This window comes from Pseudomonas sp. QE6 (assembly GCF_041379005.1).
GTDB lineage: Bacteria > Pseudomonadota > Gammaproteobacteria > Pseudomonadales > Pseudomonadaceae > Pseudomonas.
The window spans coordinates 4,673,483-4,699,038 of record NZ_CP166873.1 but is presented as its reverse complement, the minus strand read 5'-3'; the positions used below and the strand labels follow the sequence as shown (position 1 = coordinate 4,699,038).

The following is a 25,556-nucleotide window of genomic DNA, read 5'->3' as shown; positions in this document are numbered from 1 at the left end:
GGCGATTTCCGAGGACTGGTCGGCGGTGGCGCGGGCGTCCTGCACCGACGATTTCACGTCGCGGATGATCGGCTGCAGCTTGTCGAGGAAGCGGTTGAACCAGCCGGCCAGTTCGCCCAGTTCGTCCTTGCCGCTGTAGTCCAGGCGCTTGGTCAGGTCACCTTCGCCGCTGGCGATGTTGCGCAGCATGGCGGCGACCTTGAGGATCGGGCGAGTGACGCCGCGGGCGGTGAGCCACATGGCGAACAGGCCGATCAGCACGGCGATCAGGCCGAAGCCGAGCTGGGAGAGGGTGCCCCGGGTGCGCTGCTCGTCGAGCTGCTGTTGCAGGGTGATGGCCGGGCCGAGCAGTGTCTGCTCCGGCACCTCGAGAAGAACGGCCCAGGGTTTGGAGCCGGGAATCGGTTGCAGCGGTTCGATGACGCGCAGTTGAGCGTCCTGGCGCAGCACCTGCTCATGGTTGCTGGCAATGGACTGCAACAGCTGCGCGCCTTGCTGCGGATAGATCTCCTGCAGCTTCTTGCCCAGCAGGCTGGCATCGGCGCTGTGCCCGGCGAGCAGGCCGGCGGCGCTGATGATGCTGACCTTGCCCTGGCCGTCATACAGCTCCTGGCTGCCCTGACGGCTGATCTCCTGGAGCTTTTCCAGGCTGATGTCGAGGCCCATCACGCCGACTATCTTGCCGTCCAGTTCCAGGGGGAAGGCAATGCTGGTCATCAGCAGCTTGTGGCCGCCGGCTTCGTCGAAGTAGGGGTCGAGCACGCAGGGCTGGCCGGTGGTCTTGGGGCAGGTGAACCAGGCGTTGTAGGGCGCGCCGCTCGGGCCGGGAGTGGTGTCGGCGAGCATGGCTTCGTTGGTTGCCTCGGATTCGAGCTGGCCCGGCGTGGCTTGCGACCAGTAGAGCGAGAAGCGCCCGGCGTCGTTGCTGCCGATCTCGGCCTGTCCGGCGAACAGCTGGTCCTTGCCGTCCAGGGCGTTGGGTTCGAAGGCCACGTAGAGCCCCAGCAGTTCGGGGTTGCCTTCCAGGGCGGTCTTCACCTGGCGGGTGAGGTCCTCGCGCAGGTCATAGGCATCGAGGAAGCGCTTCTGTGCCTGGTCGCGCAGGAACATCACCTGCCGCGAGAAGCCCTTGCCGTACTGGTAGGCGTCCATGATGTAGCGCTGGATGCGCATCGCCTGGACTTCGCCGCGCGAGCGCAGGCGGGCCTGGGCGGCTTCGTCGAGCATGCGGGCGCTGGACTCCTTGACCAGCGCGGTGCTGTGCTGGGTGCGGAACACGGAAAGGCCGGACAACAGCGACACCACGCCGAGCAGGCAGAGGCCAGCGAGCAGCGTGATCTTCCACTGGATGGAAAGGCGTCGGAAAAGCATGGTCATGTCCTTGAGCAGGAAAACTCGGGGCTGCCGGGGTTATCGGCCTTTTTCGCCCCTTCTTGATCGATGGCAGGAGGAAACGCCAAAAAACAGGCGATTCTGGTGTACCTGTTTCAATAGCAGCGTTTTCTCAGCAAAAACTGTGCTCGCCAAGGCGAAATTCCTGTCGAAATTGCGCCGTCTGTCATCCGAAAGACTTTGATTCAACAGGCTTTTTGACAGGCCGGATGGGGTTCGGCAGAGTACGCGCCTTTTGCCCGCCCAAGACCCGGCGGGCCCGGTTGTTAAGGAGAATTGAGATGAATGCGGTGCTGATCGCCGTTGGCCTGATGCTGGTGCTGAGCCTGTGTCGCGTGCATGTGGTGGTGGCGCTGATCGCCGGCGCGGTGGCGGGCGGGCTGCTCGGCGGCCTGGGCATGGAGGGAACGCTAAAGGCGTTCAACGCCGGCCTGGGTGGTGGTGCGACGGTGGCGCTGTCCTACGCGATGCTGGGCGCCTTCGCCGTGGCCATTGCGCGTTCCGGCATGGCCCACGCGCTCGCCGACCGTGCGCTGGCGATGCTCGGACGGCACGAAGACGGGGCACCGGCTGGCTTCAAATGGCTGCTGATCGGGCTTCTGCTGCTGGTGGCGATCTCCTCGCAGAACCTGTTGCCGATCCACATCGCCTTCATCCCGCTGCTGGTGCCGCCGCTGCTTTACGTGCTGACCCGCCTGCAGATCGACCGCCGGCTGATCGCCTGCGTGATCACCTTCGGCCTGATCACACCCTACATGTTCCTGCCGGTGGGCTTCGGCAACATCTTCCTCAACGAGATCCTGCTGGCCAACGTCGCGCGCAGCGGCGTGGATGTCAGTGGGGTGGATGTCAGCCGGGCCATGCTCATCCCGGCCCTGGGCATGGTTTGCGGCCTGCTGATCGCGGTGCTGTTCAGCTACCGGCGCAAGCGCAGCTATGACCTGGAGCGTATCGAGCAGGCCGAGCGGGTCAGCACCCCCTACAGCCCGATGAGCCTGACGGTGGCCGGGGTGGCGGTCGTGGCGGCGTTCGTCGTGCAACTGTGGCTGGATTCGATGATCCTCGGCGCGCTGGTGGGGTTCCTGGTGTTCTCCCTGTCGGGTGTGGTGCGTTGGAAGGAGGCGGACGACCTGTTCACCGAGGGCATGAAGATGATGGCGATGATCGGCTTCATCATGATTGCCGCCGCCGGTTTCGCCGAGGTGATGAAGGCGACCGGGCAGGTCGCCACCCTGGTCGAGGCGGCTGCCGCCTGGATCGGCCACAGCAAGGCCTGGGGCGCGTTCCTCATGCTGCTGGTGGGGCTGCTGGTGACCATGGGAATCGGTTCGTCCTTCTCCACGGTGCCGATCATCGCGGCGATCTTCGTCCCGCTGGCGGTGCAGCTGGGGTTCGGCCCGCTGGCCATCGTCAGCATCGTCGGCACCGCCGGCGCGCTGGGCGATGCGGGTTCGCCGGCGTCGGACTCCACCCTGGGCCCGACCTCGGGTCTCAACGTGGACGGCCAGCACAACCATATCTGGGACACCGTAGTGCCGACCTTCCTGCACTACAACCTGCCGCTGCTGGCCTTCGGCTGGGTGGCGGCGATGGTGCTGTAAGGCGGCAATCGCGCCGCAAAAGTTGCACTCGGCAGACCAACTGCTGACTAATGAGCAGGTTTCCCCTACTTCCGGACCTGCTCATGCTCGAATCGAAACTGGAATACCGGACGTTCCTGCTCCTTCTGGCAGTGGTCACCATCGCCTTCGCCTGGCTGTTGTTGCCGTTCTACGGCGCGGTGTTCTGGGGCACCATCCTGGCGATCATCTTCGCCCCGCTGCAACGCCGCCTGCGCGTGCGCCTGAACGGGCGCAACAACCTGGCGGCGCTGATCTCGCTGACGATCTGCCTGCTGATCGTGATCCTGCCCATCACCTTCATCGCCGGTGCGCTGGTGCAGGAGGGTGCGACGGTCTACCAGCAGCTGAAGTCCGGCGACCTCAACCTCGCGGCCTACTTCAAGCAGGCGATGGATGCGCTGCCGCGCTGGGCCTACCACTGGCTGGAGCGCTTCGACCTGACCGATCTGTCCGGTTTTCAGGAGCGGCTTTCCAAGGGCGCCATGCAGGCCAGCCAACTGGTAGCGACCAAAGCCTTCAGCATCGGCCAGAACACCTTCGACTTCGTCATCAGCTTCGGCATCATGCTTTACCTGCTGTTCTTCCTCCTGCGCGATGGCCCGGCACTGGGGCGTCGTATCAAGCAGGCGGTGCCGCTGAGCGTCGACCACAAGCAGCACCTGTTCACCAAGTTCACCACGGTGATCCGTGCCACGGTAAAGGGCAACATCGCCGTGGCCGCGACCCAGGGTGCGCTGGGCGGGCTGATCTTCTGGTTCCTCGGCATCCAGGGTTCGCTACTGTGGGGCACGCTGATGGCCTTCCTCTCGCTGCTGCCAGCGATTGGCGCGGGGCTGATCTGGGTGCCGGTCGCCGCCTACTTCCTGCTCACCGGGGCGATCTGGCAGGGCGTGGTGCTGACGCTGTTCTGCGTGCTGGTGATCGGCCTGGTGGACAACATCCTGCGCCCGATCCTGGTGGGCAAGGACACCAAGATGCCGGACTACGTGGTGCTGATTTCCACCCTCGGCGGCATGTCGCTGTTCGGGCTGAACGGTTTCGTCATCGGCCCGCTGATCGCGGCGCTGTTCATCGCCTCGTGGGACCTGTTCAGCGGACGCGAATTGAATGAGTCGAAGGCGGAGTAGGGGAGAGCGTGGGCGTATGACCGTTCGCGGTTATACGCCCTTCGTTGCCGTATCCGTTGAAGCAGAGCCGTGGAGGAGGCGTCGGTTCTTGTAGGAGCGAGCTTGCTCGCGAACCGCATAACGCCGTGCGTTCCTGAAATACCGTTCGCGAGCCAGCTCGCTCCTACGAAAAGCAGTCTGCGGCTGAGTGAGCCCCGCCCAATAAAAAACCCCGCCGAAGCGGGGTTTTTCATGCCTGTCGATCTCAGCCGGCGATGGCCAGACCCGTGTGCTGCAGGATGTCCAGCAGCGGCTGCGGGTACACGCCGAGGAAGAAGGCGAGCAGGGCGATGGCCACCAGCATGATGCCGCCGGCGCGCTGAGCCCAGTCCAGGGGCGCGTCGTGACGCTTCATGTTCGGCTCGACCAGGAACATGGTCACCATGACGCGCAGGTAGTAGAACAGGCCGATGGCGCTGCCCAGTACCAGGGCGCCGACCAGCCACCACAGGTGGGCCTCGACGCCGGTGGCGACCACGTAGAACTTGCCGATGAAGCCGGCGGTCAGCGGGATGCCGGCCAGGGACAGCATCATCACGGTCATCACCGCGGTAAGCACCGGACGGCGCCAGAACAGGCCGCGGTACTCGAACAGCGCGTCGGCGTCGCGGCCGCTGTACGGAGTGGACATCAGGGTGACCACGCCGAAGGCGCCCAGGGTGGTGACCACGTAGGTGGTCAGGTACACGCCGACGGTTTCCACGGCCAGGCCCTTGCTCGCCACCAGGGCGATCAGCAGGTAGCCGAAGTGGGCGATGGACGAGTAGCCGAGCAGGCGCTTGATGTTGCTCTGGGTCAGCGCCAGCAGGTTACCGATCAGGATCGAGGCGATGGCGATGACCGCGATGGCGTCATGCAGCAGGCCGTTGTGCAGGGCCGCCGGAGCGATCTGGAACAGGCGCAGCAGCACGGCGAACACGGCGACCTTGCTGGCGGTGGCGAGGAACGCGGCCACCGGGGCCGGGGCGCCTTCGTAGACGTCCGGGGTCCACAGGTGGAACGGTGCCAGCGACAGCTTGAAGCCCAGGCCGACGACCATCATGCCGACGCCGATGGACAGCAGCGGACCATGGCTGGTGCCTTCGGCCAGCGAGGCGCCGATGGCGGAGAAACCCAGGCTGCCGGATTCGGCGTAGAGCAGGGCCATGCCGAACAGCAGGAAGGCGGAACCGGCGGCGGACAGCACGGTGTACTTGATGCCCGCTTCCAGGGTGCGCTTGTTGAAGAAGGCGTAGGCCACCATGCCGTAGACCGGTACCGACAGCAGTTCCAGGCCGATGAACAGGCCGGCGAGGTTCTGCGCGCTGACCAGCACCAGGCCGCCCGCGGTGGACAGCAGCAGGAGCAGGTAGAGTTCTTCGCGGTTGCCCGGATAGCTCTCCATGTAGGCATGGGCGAGCGTGGTGCAGGCCAGGGCGCCGACCAGGATCAACGCCATGTAGAAGCAGGCGAAGTTGTCCACCAGCATCAGCGGGGTGACTTCGATCGGGGTGACTTTCAGCACCGGCAGGATCGACAGCAACGCCAGGTTGAGACCGATCACCGAGAGGGTAGCGGTCAGCGAGTGGTTACGCTTCCAGGCCACGGCAAGCATCACCACCACCAGGGTGGCGCTGGTGATGAGCAGCGGCAGGAGCGCGATGAAGTGTTGGATCGTGAAGGTCATGTCGCGCTTACCGTGCTGCCAGGGTGGAGAGGGCAGCGTCCAGCCATTGCTGGACGCCGTGCATGGTTGCGGCGGAGGTGTCGAGGACCGGCTGCGGGTAGACGCCCAGCAGGACCAGCAGCGCCGCGAGGCCCAGTACCATGAAGAGCTCACGGAAGTTCAGGCCGGCGATCGCACCTTCGGACTTGGACGGGCCGAAGTACGCGCGGTGGATCATGATCAGCGAGTAGACCGAACCGAACACCAGGCCGAAGGTGGCGATCACGGTGATCACCGGAACGACCTTGAAGCTGCCCAGCAGGATCAGGAATTCGCCGACGAAGTTACCGGTGCCCGGCAGGCCCAGCGAGGCGGTGGCGAAGAACAGCGCCACGGCCGGCAGGTACGGGATGCGCGACCACAGGCCACCCATCTTGCGCATGTCACGGGTGTGCAGGCGCTCGTACAGCTGGCCGCACAGGATGAAGAGCGCGGCAGCGGAGAGACCGTGGGCGATCATCTGGATCACCACGCCCTGCATCGCCTGCGGGCTGCCCGAGTAGATGCCGATGATGACGAAGCCCATGTGCGACACGGAGGAGTAGGCCACCAGGCGCTTGATGTCGGTCTGTGCGAACGACAGGAAGGCGCCGTAGAAGATGCCGATCAGACCCAGGGTCATGGCGACCGGGGCGAACTCCGCCGAAGCGTTGGGGAACAGCGGCAGGCCGAAGCGGATCAGGCCGTAGGCGGCGGTCTTCAGCAGGATGCCGGCCAGGTCCACGGAACCGGCGGTCGGTGCCTGGGCGTGGGCGTCCGGCAGCCAGGAGTGCACCGGTACCACCGGCATCTTCACCGCGAAGGCGACGAAGAAGCCGAGCATCAGCAGCCACTCGGTGTGCTCCGGCATCTGGGTCTTGAGCAGGTCGGCGTAGTTGAAGGTCAGCACGCCGGTGCTGTTGTAGTGCACGAACACCAGACCCAGGATCGCCACCAGCATCACCAGGCCGCTGGCCTGGGTGAAGATGAAGAACTTGGTGGCGGCGTAGATGCGGGTCTTCTTGCCGTCGTCCGAGCTATGACCCCAGAGCGCGATGAGGAAGTACATCGGCACCAGCATCATTTCCCAGAAGAAGAAGAACAGGAACAGGTCGACGGCGAGGAACACGCCGATCACACCACCCAGGATCCACAGCAGGTTCAGGTGGAAGAAGCCGATGCGGCGCTGGATCTCGTTCCAGGAGCAGAGCACGGACAGCACGCCGAGCAGACCGGTCAGGGCGACCATCAGCAGGGACAGGCCGTCCATTGCCAGGTGCACGCTGATACCGAAGCGCTCGATCCAGGCCAGCTTGAACTCGAGGGTCCATTGCGGCTCGCCACCCGGCGCGGGCGCCAGCTGGAAGTCACCGGTGTGCCACACCCACAGGCTGAGGGCGAGGGTCAGGGTCATCGACCCCAGCGCGACCCAGCGGGGCAGGGTCTTGCTGGTGTACTCGGCGATCCAGCAAAGGAAGCCGCCGATGAAGGGGATCAGGATTAGCCAGGGCAGAATCATGTCGGGCTCAATCTCATTCGTGAAGTTTTAAGCCAGCAGCAGCGCGCCGAGGAGCAGCGCGGCGCCGCCCACCAGGGAAGCGGCGTACCAACGCAGGCGGCCGTTCTCGGTGAGGCTGAGGAGTTTGTGACCACCGCGGGCGGTGAGCGGGACCAGGACAAGCGACTTGTCGATCGGGTCCGCGGCCAGCAGGCGGCAGATCAGCAGATAGGGTTTCACGAACAGCTTGTCGTACACCCAGTCGAAGCCCCAGGCATGGAACCACCAGGTGCCGAAGAAGCGGCCCGGCGCACTCTGGGCGACGGCGCTGACAAAGCGGCGCTTGCCGAGGAACAGCAGGCCGGCCAGCAGGATGCCGGCAATCGCGATGGCACCCGAGGCGAGCTCCAGGCTGTGCTTGGCTTCGCCACCGGCGTGGCCGGCGCTTTCCGGCAGGACGCCGGCCAGCGGCGGGGTGATCAACGCGCCGATGAAGGTGGACAGCACGATCAGCACGCTCAGCGGCAGCCAGTGGCTGATGCCGTGGCCCGCATGCGCTTCGGTCTTCGCTTCGCCGTGGAAGGCGATGAAAATCAGGCGGAAGGTGTAGATCGAGGTCAGGAAGGCGCCCAACAGACCGGCGATCAGCAGGTTCTGGTGACCGCTGGCGAAGGCTTCCCAGAGGATCTCGTCCTTGGAGTAGAAGCCGGCGGTCAGGAAGGGGAGGGCGGCCAGGGCGGCGCCACCGACCACGAAGCTCGCATAGGCCAGCGGCAGCTTCTTCCACAGACCACCCATCTTGAAGATGTTCTGCTCATGGTGGCAGGCGACGATCACCGCACCCGAAGCAAGGAACAGCAGGGCCTTGAAGAAGGCGTGGGTCATCAGGTGGAAGATCGCGCCACCCCAGGCGCCAACGCCCAGGGCCAGGAACATGTAGCCGATCTGGCTCATGGTCGAGTAGGCGAGGATGCGCTTGATGTCGGTCTGCACCAGGGCGGCGAAGCCGGCCAGCACCAGGGTCACGGCGCCGACGATGCCGACCAGCTCCAGGACGTTCGGAGCCAGCTCGAACAGGCCGTGGCAGCGGGCTATCAGGTAGACGCCCGCGGTCACCATGGTTGCCGCGTGGATCAGCGCGGAGACCGGAGTCGGGCCGGCCATCGCGTCGGCCAGCCAGGTCTGCAGCGGCAGCTGGGCGGACTTGCCGACGGCGCCACCGAGCAGCATCAGGGCCGCCAGGTTGACCCACAGGTCGCCCTTGGCGAAGTGCTGCGGAGCCAGGACCAGCAGTTCCTGGATGTTCAGCGTGCCCAGGTGCTGGAACAGGATGAACATGCCGATGGCGAAGAACACGTCACCCACGCGGGTCACGATGAAGGCCTTCAGCGCCGCGTTGCCGTTGGGCACGTGGTTGAAGTAGAAACCGATCAGCAGGTAGGAGCACAGGCCCACGCCTTCCCAGCCGAAGTACACGAACAGCAGGTTATCGCCGAGCACCAGGAACAGCATGCTGGCGATGAACAGGTTGGTGTAGGCGAAGAAGCGTGAATAGCCGGCTTCGCCACGCATGTACCAGGAGGCGAAGAGGTGGATCAGGAAGCCGACGCCGGTGACCACGCCGAGCATGGTGACCGACAGGCCGTCCAGGTACAGGGTGAAGTTGGTCTTGAAGTCACCAACGTTCATCCACTGCCACAGCACCAGGCTGTAGGCGCCACCTTCGGGCGGGTTGCTGTGGAAGCTCCAGATCGCCCAGAAGGCGGAGAGGGCGGCCAGGCCCACGGAGCCGACACCCACCAGTGCCGAGAAGTTTTCCGACCACTTGCCGCGGGAGAAAGACAGCAGCAGGAAGCCGACCAGGGGGAACAGGAATGTAAGGGGCAGCAGGTTCATCCGCGCATCTCGCTTGCAGCGTCGATATCGAGGGTATGGAAGCGGCGATACAGCTGGAGCAGGATCGCCAGGCCGATGCTCGCCTCGGCCGCGGCCAGGCTGAGCACCAGGATGAACATCACCTGGCCGTCGGGCTGGGCCCAGCGGCTACCGGCGACCACGAAGGCCAGCGCGGCGGCGTTCATCATCACTTCCAGGCTCATCAGTACGAACAGGATGTTGCGTCGTACCATCAGGCCTACCAGGCCGAAGCAGAACAGCACACCGGCGAGCGCCAGTCCGTGTTCGAGAGGGATTGCGTTCATGGTGTTATTCCTTCGCTTCGTGGCGGCCGAGGTGGTAGGCGGCGACCAGTGCCGCCAGCAGCAGCATCGAGGCCAGTTCGACGACCAGCAGGTAGGGGCCGAACAGGCTGATGCCCACGGCCTTGGCGTCCACGGTGGTGTGGCCGATGCCGGCACCGCTCGGGGTGCGCGACAGCATCCACAGCAGCTCGACCATCAGCACCAGGGACAGCGCGCCAGGGCCGATCCAGACGCCGGGCTTGAGCCACTTGCGTTCCTGTTCGGCGATGGCCGGGCCCAGGTTGAGCATCATCACCACGAAGACGAACAGCACCATGATCGCGCCGGCGTAGACGATGATTTCCAGGGCACCGGCGAACGGGGCGCCAAGGCTGAAGAAGGTCATCGATACGGCGAGCAGCGAAACGATGAGGTAGAGCAGGGCATGCACCGGGTTGCTGTTGGTGATGACCCTCAGGGTTGCCAGCACGGCGACGCCGGCGGCGAAGTAGAAAGCGAATTCCACGCGACGTCTCCTTACGGCAGCAGGCTCTTGACGTTGATCGGTTCGGCTTCGTTCTGCGCGGCGCCTTTCGGCTTGCCGGCAATGGCCATGCCGGCAACGCGGTAGAAGTTGTAGTCCGGGTTCTTGCCGGGGCCGGAGATCAGCAGGTCTTCCTTCTCGTAGACCAGGTCCTGGCGCTTGAACTCGCCCATCTCGAAATCCGGGGTCAGCTGGATCGCGGTGGTCGGGCAGGCTTCTTCGCACAGGCCGCAGAAGATGCAGCGGGAGAAGTTGATGCGGAAGAACTCGGGGTACCAGCGACCGTCGTCGGTCTCGGCCTTCTGCAGGGAGATGCAGCCGACCGGGCAGGCCACGGCGCACAGGTTGCACGCTACGCAGCGCTCCTCGCCGTCGGGGTCGCGGGTGAGGACGATGCGGCCGCGGTAGCGCGGCGGCAGGTACACGGGTTCTTCCGGGTATTGCAGGGTGTCACGCTTGCGGAAGGCGTGACCGAAGATCATCACCAGGCTGCGCAGCTGGGTGTAGGTGCCGTGCACCACGTCGAAAATGTACTTGATCATGGTCCTACTCCTTACTGGCTGGCCAGCACGACAGCGCCGGTCACCAGCAGGTTGATCAGGGTCAGCGGGAGGCAGAACTTCCAGCTGAAGGCCATCACCTGGTCATAGCGCGGGCGTGGGATCGAGGCCCGCAGCAAAATGAACATCATGATGAAGAAGCCGGTTTTCAGGGCGAACCAGATGAACGGAATCTGCGGCAGGATGCCGAAGGGACCGTGCCAGCCGCCGAAGAACAGGGTCGCCAGCAGCGCGGACACCAGCACGATGCCGATGTACTCGCCAACGAAGAACATGCCCCATTTCATGCCGGCGTACTCGATGTGGTAACCGTCGGCCAGTTCCTGCTCGGCTTCCGGCTGGTCGAACGGGTGACGGTGAGTCACGGCGACGCCGGCGACGAAGAAGGTCATGAAGCCGAAGAACTGCGGGATGATGAACCACATGTGTTCGGCCTGGTAATCGACGATGTCGCGCAGGCTGAACGAACCGACCTGAGCCACGATGCCCATCAGCGACAGGGCCAGGAACACCTCGTAGGAGATGGTCTGGGCCGAGGCGCGCAGGCTGCCGAGGAGGGCGAACTTGTTGTTGCTCGACCAGCCGGCGAACAGCACCGCGTACACGGTCAGGCCAGCCATGGCGAAGAAGAACAGGATGCCGATGTTCAGGTCCGCCACACCCCAGGTCGGGGTGATCGGGATGATCGCGAACGCCACCAGCAGCGCACCCATGGCGATCATGGGGGCGAGGGTGAAGATCATCTTGTCGGCGAACGGCGGGGTCCAGTCTTCCTTGAAGAACATCTTGATCATGTCGGCGCCGAGCTGGAAGGCGCCGAAGGGGCCGACCCGGTTCGGACCGTAGCGGTCCTGCCAGAGGCCGAGCAGACGACGCTCGACCCAGCTCAGCAGCGCGCCGCAGACGACCACGGCGAGCAGGATGACGATAGCCTTGATGACTTCGATCAGGATGTCGACGATGGCGGGTGTCAGCCAGCTCATTGCGCAGCCTCCTGCAGACCTTCAGCGACAGCGCCGATGACACCGGCGGGAATGCCTTGCAGACCGATCGGCAGGGCGACCAGGCCGGCGCCGAGCTCTTCGCTCACACGCAGCGGCAGACGCAGTTCCTGGCCCTTGACGGTCAGGCGGATGATCGCGCCTTCGTTGACGCCCAGACGGTCAGCCTCGGATTTCGCCAGGGTGACGTAGGTCTGCGGGATGCGCTCCTGCACCGGTGCGGCCTTGGCGGAGTTCTCCTCGCTGCCGAACAGGTGATAGAAGGGCACCACCTTGAACTGGCTGGCGGCGGTGTGGAACGGCGCGGGAATCTCGCTGAACCACAGGGCCTGGCCCTTGGCCTCGATCAGGCGCACGCCCGGGTCGCCGGCGCGCAGATGGCCGCCGACTTCGTCCTGGAACTTGTTCCAGGCCTGCGGGGAGTTCCAGCCCGGGGACCAGGCGAACGGAATCTGCTGACGCGGTTCGGCGCTGCCGGCGTAGCCTTCCATGGAGAAGGCGAACGGCGAGTCGATGTCCTGCGAAGCGCGCGGCTCGCTGACATTGATGTTGGCGCGCATGGCGGTACGGCCGGAGTAGCGGTGCGGCTCGCGCGCCAGCTTCAGGCCCTTGATGCGGAACGCGGCATTCGGCGCGGCTTCGCGGATGCCCGCCAGTTGCGGCTTGGCGGCGACGACGGCGTCGATCACGTGGTCCAGCTGGGTCCAGTCGACACGCTTGCCTTCGAGGGTGCTGTGCAGGGCATGCAGCCAGCGCCAGCCTTCGCGGACCAGGTTGTCGGCGTTGTAGTAGGTCGGATCGTAGACCTGGAAGAAGCGCTGGGCGCGACCTTCCTGGCTGACCAGGGTGCCATCGCCTTCGGCGAAGCTGGCGGCCGGCAGCAGGACGGTGGCCTTGGCAGTGGTAGCGGTCTGCTGGTGATCGGCGACGACGACGATCTTCGCGGCGGCCAGGGCAGCGTCGACGACGGCGGCATCGGCACGGCGGTACAGATCGTTCTCCAGGATCACCACGGCATCGGCGGCGCCGGAGGTCAGCTGCTCCAGGGCTTTCTCGACGGATTCACCACCGAAGAGGGCAAGGCCCAGGCTGTTGGCTTCCGGAACCACCAGGCTCAGGGAGCCGTTCTTCTCGCGGTTCTTCAGCGCGCTGGCAATGTTGGCGGCGGCTTCGATCAGGGCGTTGCTGCCCAGCGAAGTGCCGGAGATGACCAGCGGACGCTTGGCAGCGACCAGGGCATCGGCGATGCGCTGGGCCAGGGCGGCGGCTTCGGCATCGAGGCCGGCAACGGCCGGGGCGCTCGGGTCGATGGCGTGGGCTACGGCGAAGCCCAGGCGAGCCAGGTCTTCGGTAGCGGCGTGCACGCACTCGGCGGCGACGTCGTCCAGGCGGGTTTCATCGAGGCTGGCGATGAACAGCGGGTTCATCTCGTGCTGGGCGATGGTCTTCACCGCGGCGTCGAGCCACGGCTGGATCTTCATCGCGGCGGCCATGTCCTCGCCCTTGCCTTTCACCGACTGGCGCAGGGCCAGGGCGATACGGGCAGCGGTCTGGGTCAGGTCTTCGCCGAGCACGAACACCGCGTCGTGGTCTTCGATGTCACGGATGGTCGGCACCGGTAGCGGGCCGTCCTGCATCACCTTCAGTACAAGCTGCAGACGCTGCAGTTCGTCAGCGGAGATGCCGCTGTAGAAGTTCTGCGCGCCGACCAGCGCGGAGAGGGCGTAGTTGCTTTCCAGGCTGGCGCGCGGCGAACCGATGCCGATGACCTTGCGGCCCTTGAGCAGGGCAGCGGTCTGGTCGAGGGCGCCGTCCAGCGAGAGCTTCTGCTTGCTCAGCATCAGCTGCGGCTGGCGCGGACGGTCTTCGCGGTTGACGTAGCCGTAGCCGAAGCGGCCGCGGTCGCACAGGAAGTAGTGGTTCACCGAGCCGTTGTAGCGGTTCTCGATGCGGCGGATTTCACCGTAGCGCTCGCCGGGGCTGATGTTGCAGCCGCTGGAGCAGCCATGGCAGATGCTCGGGGCGAACTGCATGTCCCACTTGCGGTTGTAGCGCTCGGAGTGGGTCTTGTCGGTGAACACACCGGTCGGGCAGACCTCGGTCAGGTTGCCGGAGAATTCGCTCTCCAGCACACCGTCCTCGATACGGCCGAAGTAGACGTTGTCGTGCGCGCCATAGACGCCCAGGTCGGTGCCGCCAGCGTAGTCCTTGTAGTAACGGACGCAGCGGTAGCAGGCGATGCAGCGGTTCATCTCGTGGGCGATGAACGGGCCGAGCTCCTGGTTCTGGTGGGTACGCTTGGTGAAGCGGTACCGGCGCTGGTTGTGGCCGGTCATCACCGTCATGTCCTGCAGGTGGCAGTGCCCGCCTTCCTCGCAGACCGGGCAGTCGTGCGGGTGGTTGGTCATCAGCCATTCGACGACGCTGGCGCGGAACTGCTTGGCCTCTTCGTCTTCGATGGAAATCCAGGTGTTGTCGGTGGCGGGAGTCATGCAGGACATGACGAGACGACCGCGTTTGTCGTTCTCGTCGGTGTACTGCTTGACCGCGCACTGGCGGCATGCGCCGACGCTTCCGAGCGCCGGGTGCCAGCAGAAGTAGGGGATGTCGAGACCGAGGGAGAGGCAGGCCTGCAACAGGTTGTCCGCTCCGTCGACTTCTAACGTCTTGCCGTCTACGTGGATCGTGGCCATGGGTCTAAGTCTTCGTTGGCCCGTTGTCAGCGGGCGTGGCTAATAGAAATCACGGTTTCATCGGGCCGGCGGCACACCGCGGCACTACAACGAAACAACGCCGGGCGACTTTCGCCCGGCGAACAAAGCATCAAGCGCCGACGGTCTGCGGTGCCTGTACGGCCTGAGCCTGGCGGGAAATGCCCGCTTCGAACTCGGGACGGAAATACTTCAGTGCGCTGCCCAGCGGCTCGACGGCACCCGGTGCGTGGGCACAGAAGGTCTTGCCTGGGCCGAGGAAGTTGACGAGCTGCTCAAGGGTTTCCAGGTCGCCCTGGGCGCCTTCGCCTTTCTCCAGCGCGCGCAGGACCTTCACGCTCCACGGCAGGCCGTCGCGGCACGGAGTGCACCAGCCGCACGATTCGCGGGCGAAGAACTCTTCCATGTTGCGCAGCAGCGAAACCATGTTGATGCTGTCGTCCACCGCCATGGCCAGGCCCGTACCCATACGGGTGCCGACCTTGGCAACGCCGCCGGCGTAGAACAGCGCATCCAGGTGCTCCGGCAGGAGGAACCCGGTACCGGCGCCGCCGGGCTGCCAGCACTTGAGCTTGTAGCCGTCGCGCATGCCGCCGGCGTAGTCCTCGAACAGCTCGCGGGCCGGAAGGCCGAAGGGCAGCTCCCAGATGCCGGGGTTCTTCACCTTGCCGGAGAAGCCCATGAGCTTGGTGCCCATATCTTCGCTGCCCGGACGGGCGAGGCCCTTGTACCAGTCGACGCCGTGCTCGACGATCGCCGGCACGTTGCACAGGGTCTCGACGTTGTTCACGCAGGTGGGCTTGCCCCAGACGCCGACGGCGGCGGGGAAGGGCGGCTTGGAGCGCGGGTTGGCGCGGCGGCCTTCCAGCGAGTTGATCAGCGCGGTTTCTTCACCACAGATGTAGCGGCCGGCGCCGGTGTGCACGAACAACTCGAAATCGAAGCCGCTGCCGAGGATGTTCTTGCCCAGCAGGCCTGCTGCCTTGGCTTCCTCGATGGCGCGGTTCAGGTTGCGGGCGGCGTCGACGTACTCGCCGCGCAGGAAGATGTAGCCGCGGTAGGCCTTGAGGGCGCGCGCGGAGATCAGCATGCCTTCCACCAGCAGGTGCGGCAGCTGCTCCATGAGCATGCGGTCCTTCCAGGTGTTGGGCTCCATCTCGTCCGCGTTGCACAGCAGGTAGCGGATGTTGAGGGATTCGTCCTTGGGCATCAGGCCCCACTTCACGCCGGTGGGGAATCCCGCACCGCCGCGGCCCTTGAGGCCGGAGTCCTTGACGGTCTGGACGATGTCGTCGGCGGCCATCTGCGCCAGCGCCTTGCGCGCTGCGGCGTAGCCGTTCTTCGACTGGTATTCCTCCAGCCAGACCGGGGCGCCGTCGTCACGCAGGCGCCAGGTCAGCGGATGGGTTTCGGCCGCGCGCGCGGTGCGGTTGGGCGTGCCGTAGGAGGTGAGGCGACTCATGCGTAGGCCTCCAGCAGTTTGGCGACGCCGTCGGGACGCAGGTCGCCGAAGGTGTCGTCGTCGATCATCATCGCCGGGGCCTTGTCGCAGTTGCCCAGGCAGCACACCGGCAGCAGGGTGAAGCGGCCGTCGGCGGTGGTCTGGCCGAGGCCGATGCCCAGCTGCTTCTGGATCTCGCCGACCACGGATTCGTGGCCACCGATGTAGCAGACCATGCTGTCGCAGACGCGGATGATGTGGCGGCCGACCGGCTGGCGGAAGATCTGGCTATAGAAGGTAGCCACACCTTCGACGTCGCTGTCCGGGATGCCGAGGATCTCGGCGATGGCCGGAATGGCGCCGTCCGGCACCCAGCCGCGCTGCTTCTGGACGATCTTCAGGGCCTCGATGGACGCCGCGCGGGAGTCCTCGTAGTGATGCATCTCGTGCTCGATGGCCGAGCGCTCGGTTTCGCTGAGTTCGAAACGATCAGTCTGGATAAGGGTACTCATGATCAGCGGTCCACGTCGGCCATAACGAAGTCGATACTGCCCAGATAGGCGATCAGGTCGGCAATCATGCTGCCGTTGATCACCGACGGAATCTGCTGCAGGTGCGCGAAGCTGGGCGTCCGGATGCGGGTCCGGTAGCTCATGGTGCTGCCATCGCTCGTCAGGTAGTAGCTGTTGATGCCCTTGGTCGCTTCCACCATCTGGAAGGCTTCGTTGGCCGGCATGACCGGGCCCCAGGAAACCTGCAGGAAGTGGGTGATCAGGGTTTCGATGTGCTGCAGCGTGCGCTCTTTGGGCGGCGGCGTGGTCAGCGGGTGATCGGCCTTGTACGGGCCTTCGGGCATGTTCTTCAGGCACTGCTCGATGATGCGCAGGCTCTGGCGCATCTCACCCATCTTGACCATGCAGCGGTCGTAGGCGTCGCCGTTGTGGGCCAGCGGTACTTCGAACTCGAAGTTCTCGTAGCCGGAGTAGGGGCGGGCCTTGCGCAGGTCGAAGTCGCAACCGGTGGCGCGCAGGCCGGCGCCGGTGGTGCCCCATTCCAGCGCTTCCTTGGTGTTGTACTGGGCAACGCCGATGGTACGGCCACGCAGGATGCTGTTCTTCAGGGCGGCGGTTTCGTACTCGTCCAGGCGCTTGGGCATCCAGTCGAGGAATTCGCGGACCAGCTTGTCCCAGCCGCGCGGCAGGTCGTGGGCGACGCCGCCGATGCGATACCAGGCCGGGTGCAGGCGGAAGCCGGTGATGGCCTCGACGACCTTGTAGGCGCGCTGGCGGTCGGTGAAGGTGAAGAACACCGGGGTCATCGCACCCACGTCCTGGATGTAGGTACCCAGGTAGAGGAGGTGGTTCAGGATGCGGAAGAACTCCGACATCATGATGCGGATGACGTCGACGCGCTGCGGCACCTTGATGCCGGCGAGCTTCTCGACCGAGAGCACGTACGGCAGGTTGTTCATCACGCCGCCGAGGTAGTCGATACGGTCGGTGTACGGAATGAAGCTGTGCCAGGACTGACGCTCGGCCATCTTCTCGGCGCCGCGGTGGTGGTAGCCGATCTCCGGCACGCAGTCGAGGATCTCTTCGCCGTCCAGCTGCAGGATGATGCGGAACGCACCGTGGGCGGACGGGTGGTTCGGGCCGAGGTTGAGGAACATGAAGTCCTCGTTCTCGCCGTGGCGCTTCATGCCCCAGTCTTCGGGCTTGAAGCGCAGGGCTTCCTGCTCGAGCTCCTGCTTGGCGACGGAGAGGGAGTAGGGATCGAACTCGGTGGCGCGCGCCGGGTAGTCCTTGCGCAGCGGGTGACCTTCCCAGGTCGGCGGCATCAGCATGCGGGTCAGGTGCGGGTGACCGTTGAAGGTGATCCCGTACATGTCCCAGACCTCACGCTCGTACCAGTTGGCGTTCGGCCAGATACGGGTGGCGGTGGGCAGGTTGAGGTCGCCCTCGGACAAGGCCACCTTGATCATCACGTCACTATTACGCTCGAGCGACATCAGGTGGTAGAACACGCTGAAGTCGGCGCCCGGCAGGCCGCGACGGTGGGTGCGCAGGCGCTCGTCGACCCCGTGCAGGTCATAGAGCATGACGTACGGCTTGGGTACGTTGCGCAGGAAGGTGAGGACGTCGATCAGGCGCTCACGGGACACCCAGAGCACCGGCATGCCGGTGCGGGTGGCCTGGACGGTGAAGGTCTCGGCGCCAAAGCGGGAATTCAGTTCGACGACGATGTCTTGGTCGTCTGCCTTGTAAGGCGGGATGTACAGAGCGGAGTCTGCATTCATAGTCTTAAGTCACACTCGGTCAACGGTGGAGTGAATACGGGCCTCTCGTGGAGGGCCGGATCACACTTCGTCGGGGCTGCGCAGGTTGGTGACCGCAATGCGCTGTTCGCGCTTGAGATCCTTCTGGGCAGGCATGTCGGCACGATAGATGCCTTGATCGCCTACAACCCAGGACAACGGGCGACGCTCCTGGCCGATGGATTCCTGCAGAAGCATCAGGCCTTGCAGGAACGCCTCAGGACGGGGCGGGCAGCCGGGGATGTACACGTCCACGGGGAGGAACTTGTCGACCCCCTGAACGACCGAGTAGATGTCGTACATGCCGCCGGAGTTGGCACACGAACCCATCGAGATCACCCACTTGGGTTCCAGCATCTGCTCGTACAGGCGCTGGATGACCGGGGCCATCTTGATGAAGCAAGTGCCGGCAATGACCATGAAGTCAGCCTGGCGCGGCGATGCACGGATCACTTCGGCGCCGAAGCGGGCGATGTCGTGCGGCGCGGTGAACGCCGTGGTCATCTCCACGTAGCAGCAGGACAGACCGAAGTTGTACGGCCACAGGGAGTTCTTGCGACCCCAGTTGACCGCACCGTTGAGAACATCTTCCAGCTTGCCCATGAAGATGTTCTTGTGGACCTGCCCTTCGATGAGCGGGTCTTCTACCGTTTCGCGCTGGCCGATCGGGTATTGATCATTGGGCGCATCCGGGTCGATCCGGGTAAGTTTGTATTGCATCGCCAAAGCCTCATTGTTTTAGCTTCGCCTGCCGTGCGCGACGTGCCGCCGGTGCCCAATCGAGCGCGCCGATACGCCACAGGTAGACAAGACCTGCCAACAGAATTGCTATGAAAATGGTTGCCTCGATCAGACCGGCCCAACCGCTTTCACGGACGGACACGGACCAGGCGAAGAGGAAGAGGGCTTCGACGTCGAAGATCACGAAGAGCATCGCGACCAGATAGAATTTTGCCGACAGACGCAGGCGTGCGCTGCCGGTAGGAACGATCCCGGATTCGAACGGTTCGTTCTTGCTGCGACCAAATGCCTTACTGCCAAGCAGGCTGGAAACCCCTAGCATGAAGCCGAGCAGGCCCAGCACTCCTAAAAGGAAGGCGGCGAGTCCCCAGTGTTGAGCTGCAAGTTCAGCTGGATTGGGCATGCCGATACTCCTTCCTACAAATAACGATTGTCTTGGGTTCCGGGCGATGGCCCGACTGCACGAACCCGACAACTCAAGGATAGTGAGCTAAGGGTTCAGGTCATCTTTCCAATTTTATGCCCAAAGCCTTCAGCAAGTAAATTTTTCCAACACAAACAGACGCTTCTAAATCGGGCAAAAGGCTTTTGCATTTCCGTAAGCCCTCTGCCTGTGCGGTCCTCGGCGCCTAGTGTGCCGGCACTTCGGCTTTGGTCGAATGGTACTTTCGAGGTATTTGGCCGCAATAAATCGGCACTCTTTAAATGGTAAATATTATCATTTGCAGTGTCGTATATCCGTAACTTTACTACATATAAGCGGCGAGCCCTTTTCTTCAGTCACTTCTGCAGCATTCAATTATCCCCATCCGGTTTTGTTGGGCGCCTCTCCTTTCGGGATGGTTCATTTATTTTTTGCGATCCAGGCCCAGTGCATTTCACAGCGGATCGGCTCGCCGCCAGTGTCGTCCAGCACGGTCACCTGAATCAGCGCTTCCCCCTTGTCCTCCTCCCGCATTGCGCGGCGTTGCTCCGCTGTCAGCGTAGCGATGGCGCGCAGACCGCCGTTGGCGCGGCGTCGGTAGTCGATCGTGAGGCTCTTGATCAGCGGCAGCTTGTGATCGGGCAGGTTCATGCCGACCATGCAGCCGCTGGCGGACTCGGCGAGCAGCGCCATGGCGGCCGCGTGCACGCCGCCGATGTGATTGCGAACGTGGCGGTGGTTGGCCAGGCTCATTCGCACTTCGTCGCTTGAGAGTTTCTGGATGCGCAGATTGGCGGTGCCAGCGAAACGCACCTGGGAGCAGAACAGGCGGCTGAGCAGTGGCTCGTGAAGACGGCGCGGAAGGCGCTGGATGAGGTGGGCGGCGAGGGCGAGGCGGTTGCGCTTGGGCATGGGCTTTTCCGTGCATATAAAGGAAGCACGAGGCTGGCATGTCGGCGCGGATCTGCCCTTGGCGGGCGGGGAGGGGTTGGCTGGCGGTTCGGCCAAGCGCAAAAAACAAGACCCCGGCTGAGGCCGGGGTCTTGCGGTGCCTGCCGGCCCCGAGGGGCCGGTGAACCAGTTCTTAGTGGAACTGGTTCATGGTGTTGTCTTTACCCGAGGCTTTCAGAGCGGCTTCGCCAGCGAAGTACTCTTTGTGGTTGTCGCCGATGTCCGAGCCAGCCATGTTCTGGTGCTTGACGCAGGCGATGCCCTGACGCAGTTCCTGACGCTGCACGCCCTTCACGTAGGCCAGCATGCCCTGGTCGGCGAAGTAGCCCTTGGCCAGGTTGTCGGTGGACAGCGCGGCGGTGTGGTAGGTCGGCAGGGTGATCAGGTGGTGGAAGATGCCGGCGTGGGCCGAACCGTCGCGCTGGAAGGTACGGATCTTCTCGTCAGCGATCTGGGCCAGTTCGGTCTCGTCGTACTCGACGCTCATCAGCTTGGCGCGGTCGTAGGCGGAAACGTCCTTGCCTTCGGCGACGAACGCATCGAACACCTGCTGGCGGAAGTTCAGGGTCCAGTTGAACGACGGGCTGTTGTTGTAAACCAGCTTGGCGTTCGGGATGACCTGGCGGATGCGGTCAACCATGCCCTTGATCTGGCCAACGTGCGGCTTCTCGGTTTCGATCCACAGCAGGTCGGCGCCGTTCTGCAGCGAGGTGATGCAGTCCAGGACGCAGCGGTCTTCGCCAGTGCCCTTGCGGAACTGGAACAGGTTGGAAGCCAGGCGCTTGGGACGCAGCAGCTTGCCGCCGCGGTTGATCACCACGTCGCCGTTCTGCAGGTCGGAAGCGGAGATTTCTTCGCAGTCCAGGAAGGAGTTGTACTGGTCGCCCAGGTCGCCCGGCTCGCGGGTAACGGCGATCTGCTTGGTCAGGCCGGCGCCCAGGGAGTCGGTACGAGCGACGATCACGCCGTCGTCGATGCCCAGCTCGAGGAACGCGTAGCGAACGGCGTTGATCTTGGCGAGGAAGTCTTCGTGCGGAACGGTCACTTTGCCGTCCTGGTGGCCGCACTGCTTCTCGTCGGAAACCTGGTTCTCGATCTGGATGCAGCAGGCACCGGCTTCGATCATCTTCTTGGCCAGCAGGTAGGTCGCCTCGGCGTTACCGAAACCGGCGTCGATGTCGGCAATGATCGGCACCACGTGGGTTTCGAAGTTGTCGATCTGAGCCTGTACTTCGGCTTCCTTGGCCTTGTCGCCGGCGGCGCGGGCGGAGTCCAGGGCGGTGAACAGCAGGTCCAGTTCGCGGGCGTCGGCCTGGCGCAGGAAGGTGTAGAGCTCTTCGATCAGGCCGGCAACCGCGGTCTTCTCATGCATCGACTGGTCCGGCAGCGGGCCGAAGTCGGAGCGCAGGGCGGCAACCATCCAGCCCGACAGGTAGAGGTAGCGCTTGTTGGTGGTCTTCAGGTGCTTCTTGATGGAGATCAGCTTCTGCTGACCGATGAAGCCGTGCCAGCAGCCCAGGGATTGGGTGTAGACGGAGGAGTCCGCATCGTACTCAGCCATGTCCTTGCGCATGATGGCTGCGGTGTACTTGGCAATTTCCAGACCGGTCTTGAAGCGGTTCTGGACGCGCATGCGGGCAGCGTACTCGGGGTTGATCGCGCTCCAGCTGTTGCCGTTCTTCTCTTTGAGCGCGGCGACTGCTTTGATCTCGTTCTGATATGCGGACATGGCCAATCCTTCAAAAGAATGTGTTTGGTTAAGCACCGACTACCCACATGAAACCGCACCTGAACGGTACTGACTGCGGGTTGCTCGCCGCGGGATGGCGAAGGGGCGACCGAAAGAAGGAGTGACGCTGGAGGAATGGGGTGGCGCGGCGTACAGACGGGTGACTGCAGCGGTGGCATCCAGAATCGCTTGCCGGCTCGTGGCAGCCGTTGGGCGATGGTGGACGGCTGAATCCGTCACTTCGTGCTGTTGCTAAGGCTTGCTTCCCCGTCCCTCAGGACAACCTCTTGCCAGTCGCAACCTCGTCGATCCGCCTTGTGGGCTTAACAACACGAACCGGCGCGACAGGTGCGTCGCTGGCGCGGTCCGGAGGGCTTTGAAGCCCTCTGGTTAGCGGGAGCGAGGCCATCATGCACGTTCAAACGAGCGTTCGTCAAACGTTTTGTAGTGTTTTTTTTGGACTACTACACGAAGGTCTAACGAGGACCGGCAAGTCACCTACGGAAGGATTAGTCGAGCACTTCGACCTTCACCCGCAGGCTGCTGTCGTTGCGGCCCTGGGTGCTGTAGTGGCGGGCGAAACCGCTCTGGGTGCTCTGATTGCTTTCGCTGACGCCGCCGACCTCGATCCACTGGCCGAGCGGGCCGCTGATGCTGGTTTCGGTGGCGCTGGTGTTCATCGAGCCCTGATAGTTGCCGTTGAAGCGGTCGTTGCGGGTGCTGAGGGTGATGTGCACGAGGTTGCCGGTAAGGCTCGCGGTCACGTACATGCCCTGGTTGGCATCGCGGTACTCGGTCTGGCTGTAGACCTGGCCATAGGGGCCGATGCCGGCGTTGGTCACCGGTTGGCTCTGGCCGACCTGGATGAATGCGGGTGAGCCCTCGGTGGCACGCACCTGCTGGGTGCCACCGCCGCGACTGTTGGTGGAGCGGTTGATGATGCGCACCTGGTCGCGGCCATTGACTTCGCCGCGACCGGCCTGGATTTCCACGTTGCCGGCGCTGACCGAGCCATTCACCGAGTAGCCGCTCTGGTCGCTCTGGCTGCCGTCGCTGGTGTCGACGCTGATCAGCAACTGGTGGGGGCGGGTGTCCAGTTGGCTGAGGACCTGTTGCAGTTCGCGGATCTTCGCCAGCTCGGCGTTCACGATCAGTTGGTTGCCATAGGCGGTGACCCGGCCTTCGTTGCCCAATACCGACTGCGCCACCGGCAGCACGTCCTCGGCGGTGCGGTAGTTGAGCGGAATGACCTCGGTGCGGGGGGCGGCGATGGCGGCCAGGCTGAATCCGCAAGCAAGGAGCAGGGCGAGAGGGCGTCGGGTCAAAGCAGGAAGCTCCGCAGATTCGGGTCGAGGAGGCTGGTGTTCCAGGTCTGTTCGAACTGTTCCAGTAGCTGGCGGGCGCGGCCGGGGTTGTTGTAGTGGGCGTAGCCGGCGTAGTCACCCGGCTCCGGGCGCAGCAACAGGCCGCAGTCGTCGGCCAGCAGGAAGGCGTGCTCCTCGCTGGGGTAGTCCGGGTTGATCCGGCGGATCTGGCAGTAGCTGGACAGGCGCCGGCTGAGATTCAGCAGGCGATGGCCGTCCTTTACCGCGCGGGCGCTGTCGCGCACCAGGATCATCAGGCGGTTGCGCGGGTTGCTCAGCAGCAGTTGGGTGCAGGCTGCCTGGATGCTGCTGTGGTGGTACAGCCAGGGCTCCAGGTCGGGGGTGTAGAGGTAGAGGGTGCGCTGCGCCTGCTGCATCAGTGCCAGGGCATGGGCGCGGGCCTCTTCAGGCTTGTTGAAGCGGTGCACCTGGTCGCCTTTGCCAAGGCGGAACGGCGCGGGTTCCAGCGCTTCGGGCGGCAGGGCTTCGCTGGGTGGGTTGTGAATGGCGAAACGTCCCGGAGACTGGAACTCGATGTCCGGCAGTTCCACCGGGAGGTCGTCTTGTTCCGGGACGTTGTCCATTTCGCTGCCTCAGTCGCTTTCGCGCACCATGTCCACGTGGGGAAGGCCGGCGTCGAGGAATTCACCGCTGGCTACCTTGAAGCCTAGCCGTTCGTAGAAGGGAATGGCGTAGACCTGGGCGGTCAGCAGCTGGCGTTTCAGGCCCTGGCTTTCGGCCTGCTCGATGGCGGCGCGCATGAGCAGATCGCCCACCTTGAGGCCGCGCCAGTCCTTGAGGACGGAAACGCGGCCGATGTGCCCGTCCGGCAGGAGGCGGGCGGTGCCGATGGCGTAGTCACCTTCGAAGGCCAGGAAGTGCACGGCTTCGACATCCTCGGCGTCCCATTCGAGTTCCGGCGGAACCGATTGCTCGGCGATGAAAACTGCCTCGCGAATGCGCCGCAGATCGGCATTATCCTTTTGCCAGTCCGCCACGCGAACCCTGATCTTGCTACTCATCGGCGAACTCCAGACTGCCTTGTTTGATCAGCTCTCCAACGAGCTTACGCCCATCCTCATCGGCCAGCCATTGGCCGAGATTCTCTTCGTGCAGCGATTGGGCCGAGCACACCAGCTTGAGCAGGTCGCGCAGTTTTTCCGGCAGGACCACGGTCTGGCCGCTGGCGAACAGCAGCAGGCCGACGTCCACTTCGCTCCAGGCCATGCGCGCGCTGGGGTTGCGGATCAGCACGGCGCCCTCGGCAATCGAGCGGGCCAGTTCGTCTTCCTCGATTTCCTCGCCGGCGACCAGCTCCGGGTAGCGCGGCTCGGTCATGAACTGGCCGAACCAGGTGAGCAGCAGGCGCTCGTCGCTCATGTGCTCCTGCAACAGGTTCTTCAGGCGGTCGAGGGCGTCGCGCTGGATCTTGTGCTGGTCTTCGTCGCCTTTCACCGCGCTCATGCCGGCGTCGCTGTAGCGCTCCTCATCGGAGAGGAACTGGGCGAGGAAGTCGGTGAAATGGGTCAGGACTTCGGCGGCACTGGGGGCGCGGAAACCGACCGAGTAGGTCATGCAGTCGTCTTCGGCGATGCCGTAGTGGGCCACGCGCGGCGGCAGGTAGAGCATGTCGCCCGGTTCCAGTACCCATTCGGCGCTTTCTTCGAATTCGGCGAGGATGCGCAGGTCCTGGTGCGGCAGCAGGGGGCTGCTGGCGTCGCAGGTCTGGCCGATCTTCCAGCGGCGCTGGCCGTGGCCCTGCAGGAGGAACACGTCGTAGTTGTCGAAGTGCGGGCCGACGCCGCCGCCCGGTGCGGCGTAACTGATCATCACGTCGTCGATGCGCCAGCTGGGCAGGAACTTGAAGTGTTCCAGCAGTTCGGCGACTTCCGGGATGAACTGGTCGACGGCCTGTACCAGCAGGGTCCAGTCGCGCTCGGGCAGGTCCTTGAAGGTCTCTTCCTTGAACGGGCCGCGGCGCAGTTCCCAGGGGCTGTCGCCGTGCTCGATGACGATGCGCGACTCGATAACCTCCTCCAGGGCGAGGCCGGCCAGCTCGTCAGGCTCCAGCGGGCTCTTGAAGTCCGGGATGGCCTGGCGTACCAGCAGGGGCTTTTTCTGCCAGTAATCGCGGAGGAATTCTTCGGCGCTGATGCCGCCCAAAAGCTGAAGAGGAATAGCAGGATTCATGGTTAAGTCCTTGAAACAAAAACGCCCGGCACAGCCGGGCGTGC

21 protein-coding genes and 1 pseudogene are annotated in these 25,556 nt (G+C 64.2%); 2 read left to right on the top strand and 20 right to left on the bottom strand.

The features are described 5' to 3' along the window. Positions 1-132: 132 nt before the first annotated feature. Positions 133-1,110, bottom strand: a pseudogene (locus ACAW63_RS21405) (chemotaxis protein); the annotation flags it as partial. 563 nt (positions 1,111-1,673) lie between these two features. Here ACAW63_RS21405 and ACAW63_RS21400 point away from each other — a divergent pair. Both ACAW63_RS21400 and ACAW63_RS21395 read left to right on the top strand, forming a co-directional pair. Next, positions 1,674-2,993, top strand: coding sequence for a Na+/H+ antiporter family protein (locus ACAW63_RS21400; RefSeq protein WP_371228523.1), 1,320 nt, complete (start codon positions 1,674-1,676; stop codon positions 2,991-2,993). A gap of 83 nt (positions 2,994-3,076) precedes the next feature. Further along, on the top strand, positions 3,077-4,141 hold the full coding sequence (locus ACAW63_RS21395) for an AI-2E family transporter (RefSeq protein ID WP_371228521.1): 1,065 nt from the start codon (positions 3,077-3,079) through the stop codon (positions 4,139-4,141). Between the two features lie 244 nt (positions 4,142-4,385). On the opposite strand, the gene nuoN is transcribed toward ACAW63_RS21395, so the two are convergent. The 19 genes from nuoN to ACAW63_RS21300 all read right to left on the bottom strand — a co-directional run bounded on the left by nuoN (position 4,386) and on the right by ACAW63_RS21300 (position 25,512). Then, complete coding sequence (nuoN, locus tag ACAW63_RS21390; RefSeq protein ID WP_371228518.1) at positions 4,386-5,846, bottom strand: NADH-quinone oxidoreductase subunit NuoN; 1,461 nt, start codon at positions 5,844-5,846, stop codon at positions 4,386-4,388. 7 nt (positions 5,847-5,853) lie between these two features. After that, positions 5,854-7,383: an NADH-quinone oxidoreductase subunit M gene (gene nuoM, locus ACAW63_RS21385; RefSeq protein ID WP_275611419.1), complete on the bottom strand. Its 1,530-nt coding sequence runs from the start codon at positions 7,381-7,383 to the stop codon at positions 5,854-5,856. 27 nt (positions 7,384-7,410) lie between these two features. After that, entirely contained in the window at positions 7,411-9,258 is a 1,848-nt protein-coding gene (gene nuoL / locus ACAW63_RS21380) for an NADH-quinone oxidoreductase subunit L (protein WP_371228515.1), read from the bottom strand. Next, positions 9,255-9,563 (bottom strand): NADH-quinone oxidoreductase subunit NuoK, encoded by a 309-nt coding sequence (nuoK, locus tag ACAW63_RS21375; RefSeq protein ID WP_207883115.1) that lies wholly within the window; start codon positions 9,561-9,563, stop codon positions 9,255-9,257. The genes nuoL and nuoK overlap by 4 nt, the downstream gene beginning before the upstream one ends. Positions 9,564-9,567: 4 nt before the next feature. Continuing rightward, positions 9,568-10,068, bottom strand: coding sequence for an NADH-quinone oxidoreductase subunit J (gene nuoJ / locus ACAW63_RS21370; RefSeq protein WP_275611421.1), 501 nt, complete (start codon positions 10,066-10,068; stop codon positions 9,568-9,570). Positions 10,069-10,079: 11 nt separating this feature from the next. Further along, a complete protein-coding gene (gene nuoI, locus ACAW63_RS21365) occupies positions 10,080-10,628 on the bottom strand; it encodes an NADH-quinone oxidoreductase subunit NuoI (protein ID WP_015477483.1) in 549 nt (182 codons plus the stop codon). A gap of 11 nt (positions 10,629-10,639) precedes the next feature. After that, positions 10,640-11,629, bottom strand: coding sequence for an NADH-quinone oxidoreductase subunit NuoH (gene nuoH / locus ACAW63_RS21360; RefSeq protein WP_371228512.1), 990 nt, complete (start codon positions 11,627-11,629; stop codon positions 10,640-10,642). Then, positions 11,626-14,340, bottom strand: coding sequence for an NADH-quinone oxidoreductase subunit NuoG (gene nuoG / locus ACAW63_RS21355; RefSeq protein ID WP_371228509.1), 2,715 nt, complete (start codon positions 14,338-14,340; stop codon positions 11,626-11,628). Before nuoG ends, nuoH begins: the two co-directional genes overlap by 4 nt. A gap of 130 nt (positions 14,341-14,470) precedes the next feature. Then, complete coding sequence (gene nuoF / locus ACAW63_RS21350; RefSeq protein WP_371228507.1) at positions 14,471-15,820, bottom strand: NADH-quinone oxidoreductase subunit NuoF; 1,350 nt, start codon at positions 15,818-15,820, stop codon at positions 14,471-14,473. Next, positions 15,817-16,317: an NADH-quinone oxidoreductase subunit NuoE gene (gene nuoE, locus ACAW63_RS21345; protein WP_259759663.1), complete on the bottom strand. Its 501-nt coding sequence runs from the start codon at positions 16,315-16,317 to the stop codon at positions 15,817-15,819. The genes nuoF and nuoE overlap by 4 nt, the downstream gene beginning before the upstream one ends. Beyond that, entirely contained in the window at positions 16,314-18,095 is a 1,782-nt protein-coding gene (nuoC, locus tag ACAW63_RS21340) for an NADH-quinone oxidoreductase subunit C/D (protein WP_275611425.1), read from the bottom strand. The genes nuoE and nuoC overlap by 4 nt, the downstream gene beginning before the upstream one ends. Positions 18,096-18,155: 60 nt before the next feature. Continuing rightward, on the bottom strand, positions 18,156-18,833 hold the full coding sequence (locus ACAW63_RS21335) for an NADH-quinone oxidoreductase subunit B family protein (RefSeq protein ID WP_015477477.1): 678 nt from the start codon (positions 18,831-18,833) through the stop codon (positions 18,156-18,158). A gap of 10 nt (positions 18,834-18,843) precedes the next feature. After that, complete coding sequence (gene ndhC / locus ACAW63_RS21330; protein ID WP_015477476.1) at positions 18,844-19,257, bottom strand: NADH-quinone oxidoreductase subunit A; 414 nt, start codon at positions 19,255-19,257, stop codon at positions 18,844-18,846. A 441-nt stretch (positions 19,258-19,698) separates the two neighbouring features. Continuing rightward, positions 19,699-20,190, bottom strand: a complete 492-nt coding sequence (locus tag ACAW63_RS21325; protein WP_371228505.1) for a DUF4442 domain-containing protein — start codon at positions 20,188-20,190, stop codon at positions 19,699-19,701. A 172-nt stretch (positions 20,191-20,362) separates the two neighbouring features. Beyond that, entirely contained in the window at positions 20,363-21,958 is a 1,596-nt protein-coding gene (locus ACAW63_RS21320) for an isocitrate lyase (RefSeq protein WP_371228503.1), read from the bottom strand. Between the two features lie 509 nt (positions 21,959-22,467). Then, complete coding sequence (locus ACAW63_RS21315) at positions 22,468-23,283, bottom strand: secretin N-terminal domain-containing protein (RefSeq protein ID WP_371228501.1); 816 nt, start codon at positions 23,281-23,283, stop codon at positions 22,468-22,470. Next, positions 23,280-23,906, bottom strand: coding sequence for a histone acetyltransferase HPA2 (locus ACAW63_RS21310; RefSeq protein WP_371228498.1), 627 nt, complete (start codon positions 23,904-23,906; stop codon positions 23,280-23,282). Before ACAW63_RS21310 ends, ACAW63_RS21315 begins: the two co-directional genes overlap by 4 nt. Positions 23,907-23,915: 9 nt before the next feature. Next, entirely contained in the window at positions 23,916-24,344 is a 429-nt protein-coding gene (locus ACAW63_RS21305; protein ID WP_152224077.1) for a GNAT family N-acetyltransferase, read from the bottom strand. Next, entirely contained in the window at positions 24,337-25,512 is a 1,176-nt protein-coding gene (locus ACAW63_RS21300) for a JmjC domain-containing protein (protein ID WP_371228495.1), read from the bottom strand. The genes ACAW63_RS21305 and ACAW63_RS21300 overlap by 8 nt, the downstream gene beginning before the upstream one ends. Between the last annotated feature and the right edge of the window lie 44 nt (positions 25,513-25,556).

What these genes read in the sequence shown, in the direction of transcription:
- nuoH (WP_371228512.1), bottom strand. Translation starts at nt 11,629, where the DNA reads ATGAGCTGGCTGACACCCGCCATCGTCGACATCCTGATCGAAGTCATC.
- nuoN (WP_371228518.1), bottom strand. Translation starts at nt 5,846, where the DNA reads ATGACCTTCACGATCCAACACTTCATCGCGCTCCTGCCGCTGCTCATC.
- ACAW63_RS21325 (WP_371228505.1), bottom strand. Translation starts at nt 20,190, where the DNA reads ATGCCCAAGCGCAACCGCCTCGCCCTCGCCGCCCACCTCATCCAGCGC.
- nuoG (WP_371228509.1), bottom strand. Translation starts at nt 14,340, where the DNA reads ATGGCCACGATCCACGTAGACGGCAAGACGTTAGAAGTCGACGGAGCG.
- nuoL (WP_371228515.1), bottom strand. Translation starts at nt 9,258, where the DNA reads ATGAACCTGCTGCCCCTTACATTCCTGTTCCCCCTGGTCGGCTTCCTG.
- ndhC (WP_015477476.1), bottom strand. Translation starts at nt 19,257, where the DNA reads ATGCCCAATCCAGCTGAACTTGCAGCTCAACACTGGGGACTCGCCGCC.
- nuoK (WP_207883115.1), bottom strand. Translation starts at nt 9,563, where the DNA reads ATGAACGCAATCCCTCTCGAACACGGACTGGCGCTCGCCGGTGTGCTG.
- ACAW63_RS21395 (WP_371228521.1), top strand. Translation starts at nt 3,077, where the DNA reads ATGCTCGAATCGAAACTGGAATACCGGACGTTCCTGCTCCTTCTGGCA.
- ACAW63_RS21300 (WP_371228495.1), bottom strand. Translation starts at nt 25,512, where the DNA reads ATGAATCCTGCTATTCCTCTTCAGCTTTTGGGCGGCATCAGCGCCGAA.
- ACAW63_RS21335 (WP_015477477.1), bottom strand. Translation starts at nt 18,833, where the DNA reads ATGCAATACAAACTTACCCGGATCGACCCGGATGCGCCCAATGATCAA.
- nuoI (WP_015477483.1), bottom strand. Translation starts at nt 10,628, where the DNA reads ATGATCAAGTACATTTTCGACGTGGTGCACGGCACCTACACCCAGCTG.
- ACAW63_RS21400 (WP_371228523.1), top strand. Translation starts at nt 1,674, where the DNA reads ATGAATGCGGTGCTGATCGCCGTTGGCCTGATGCTGGTGCTGAGCCTG.
- ACAW63_RS21305 (WP_152224077.1), bottom strand. Translation starts at nt 24,344, where the DNA reads ATGAGTAGCAAGATCAGGGTTCGCGTGGCGGACTGGCAAAAGGATAAT.
- nuoM (WP_275611419.1), bottom strand. Translation starts at nt 7,383, where the DNA reads ATGATTCTGCCCTGGCTAATCCTGATCCCCTTCATCGGCGGCTTCCTT.
- nuoF (WP_371228507.1), bottom strand. Translation starts at nt 15,820, where the DNA reads ATGAGTCGCCTCACCTCCTACGGCACGCCCAACCGCACCGCGCGCGCG.
- ACAW63_RS21320 (WP_371228503.1), bottom strand. Translation starts at nt 21,958, where the DNA reads ATGTCCGCATATCAGAACGAGATCAAAGCAGTCGCCGCGCTCAAAGAG.
- nuoC (WP_275611425.1), bottom strand. Translation starts at nt 18,095, where the DNA reads ATGAATGCAGACTCCGCTCTGTACATCCCGCCTTACAAGGCAGACGAC.
- ACAW63_RS21310 (WP_371228498.1), bottom strand. Translation starts at nt 23,906, where the DNA reads ATGGACAACGTCCCGGAACAAGACGACCTCCCGGTGGAACTGCCGGAC.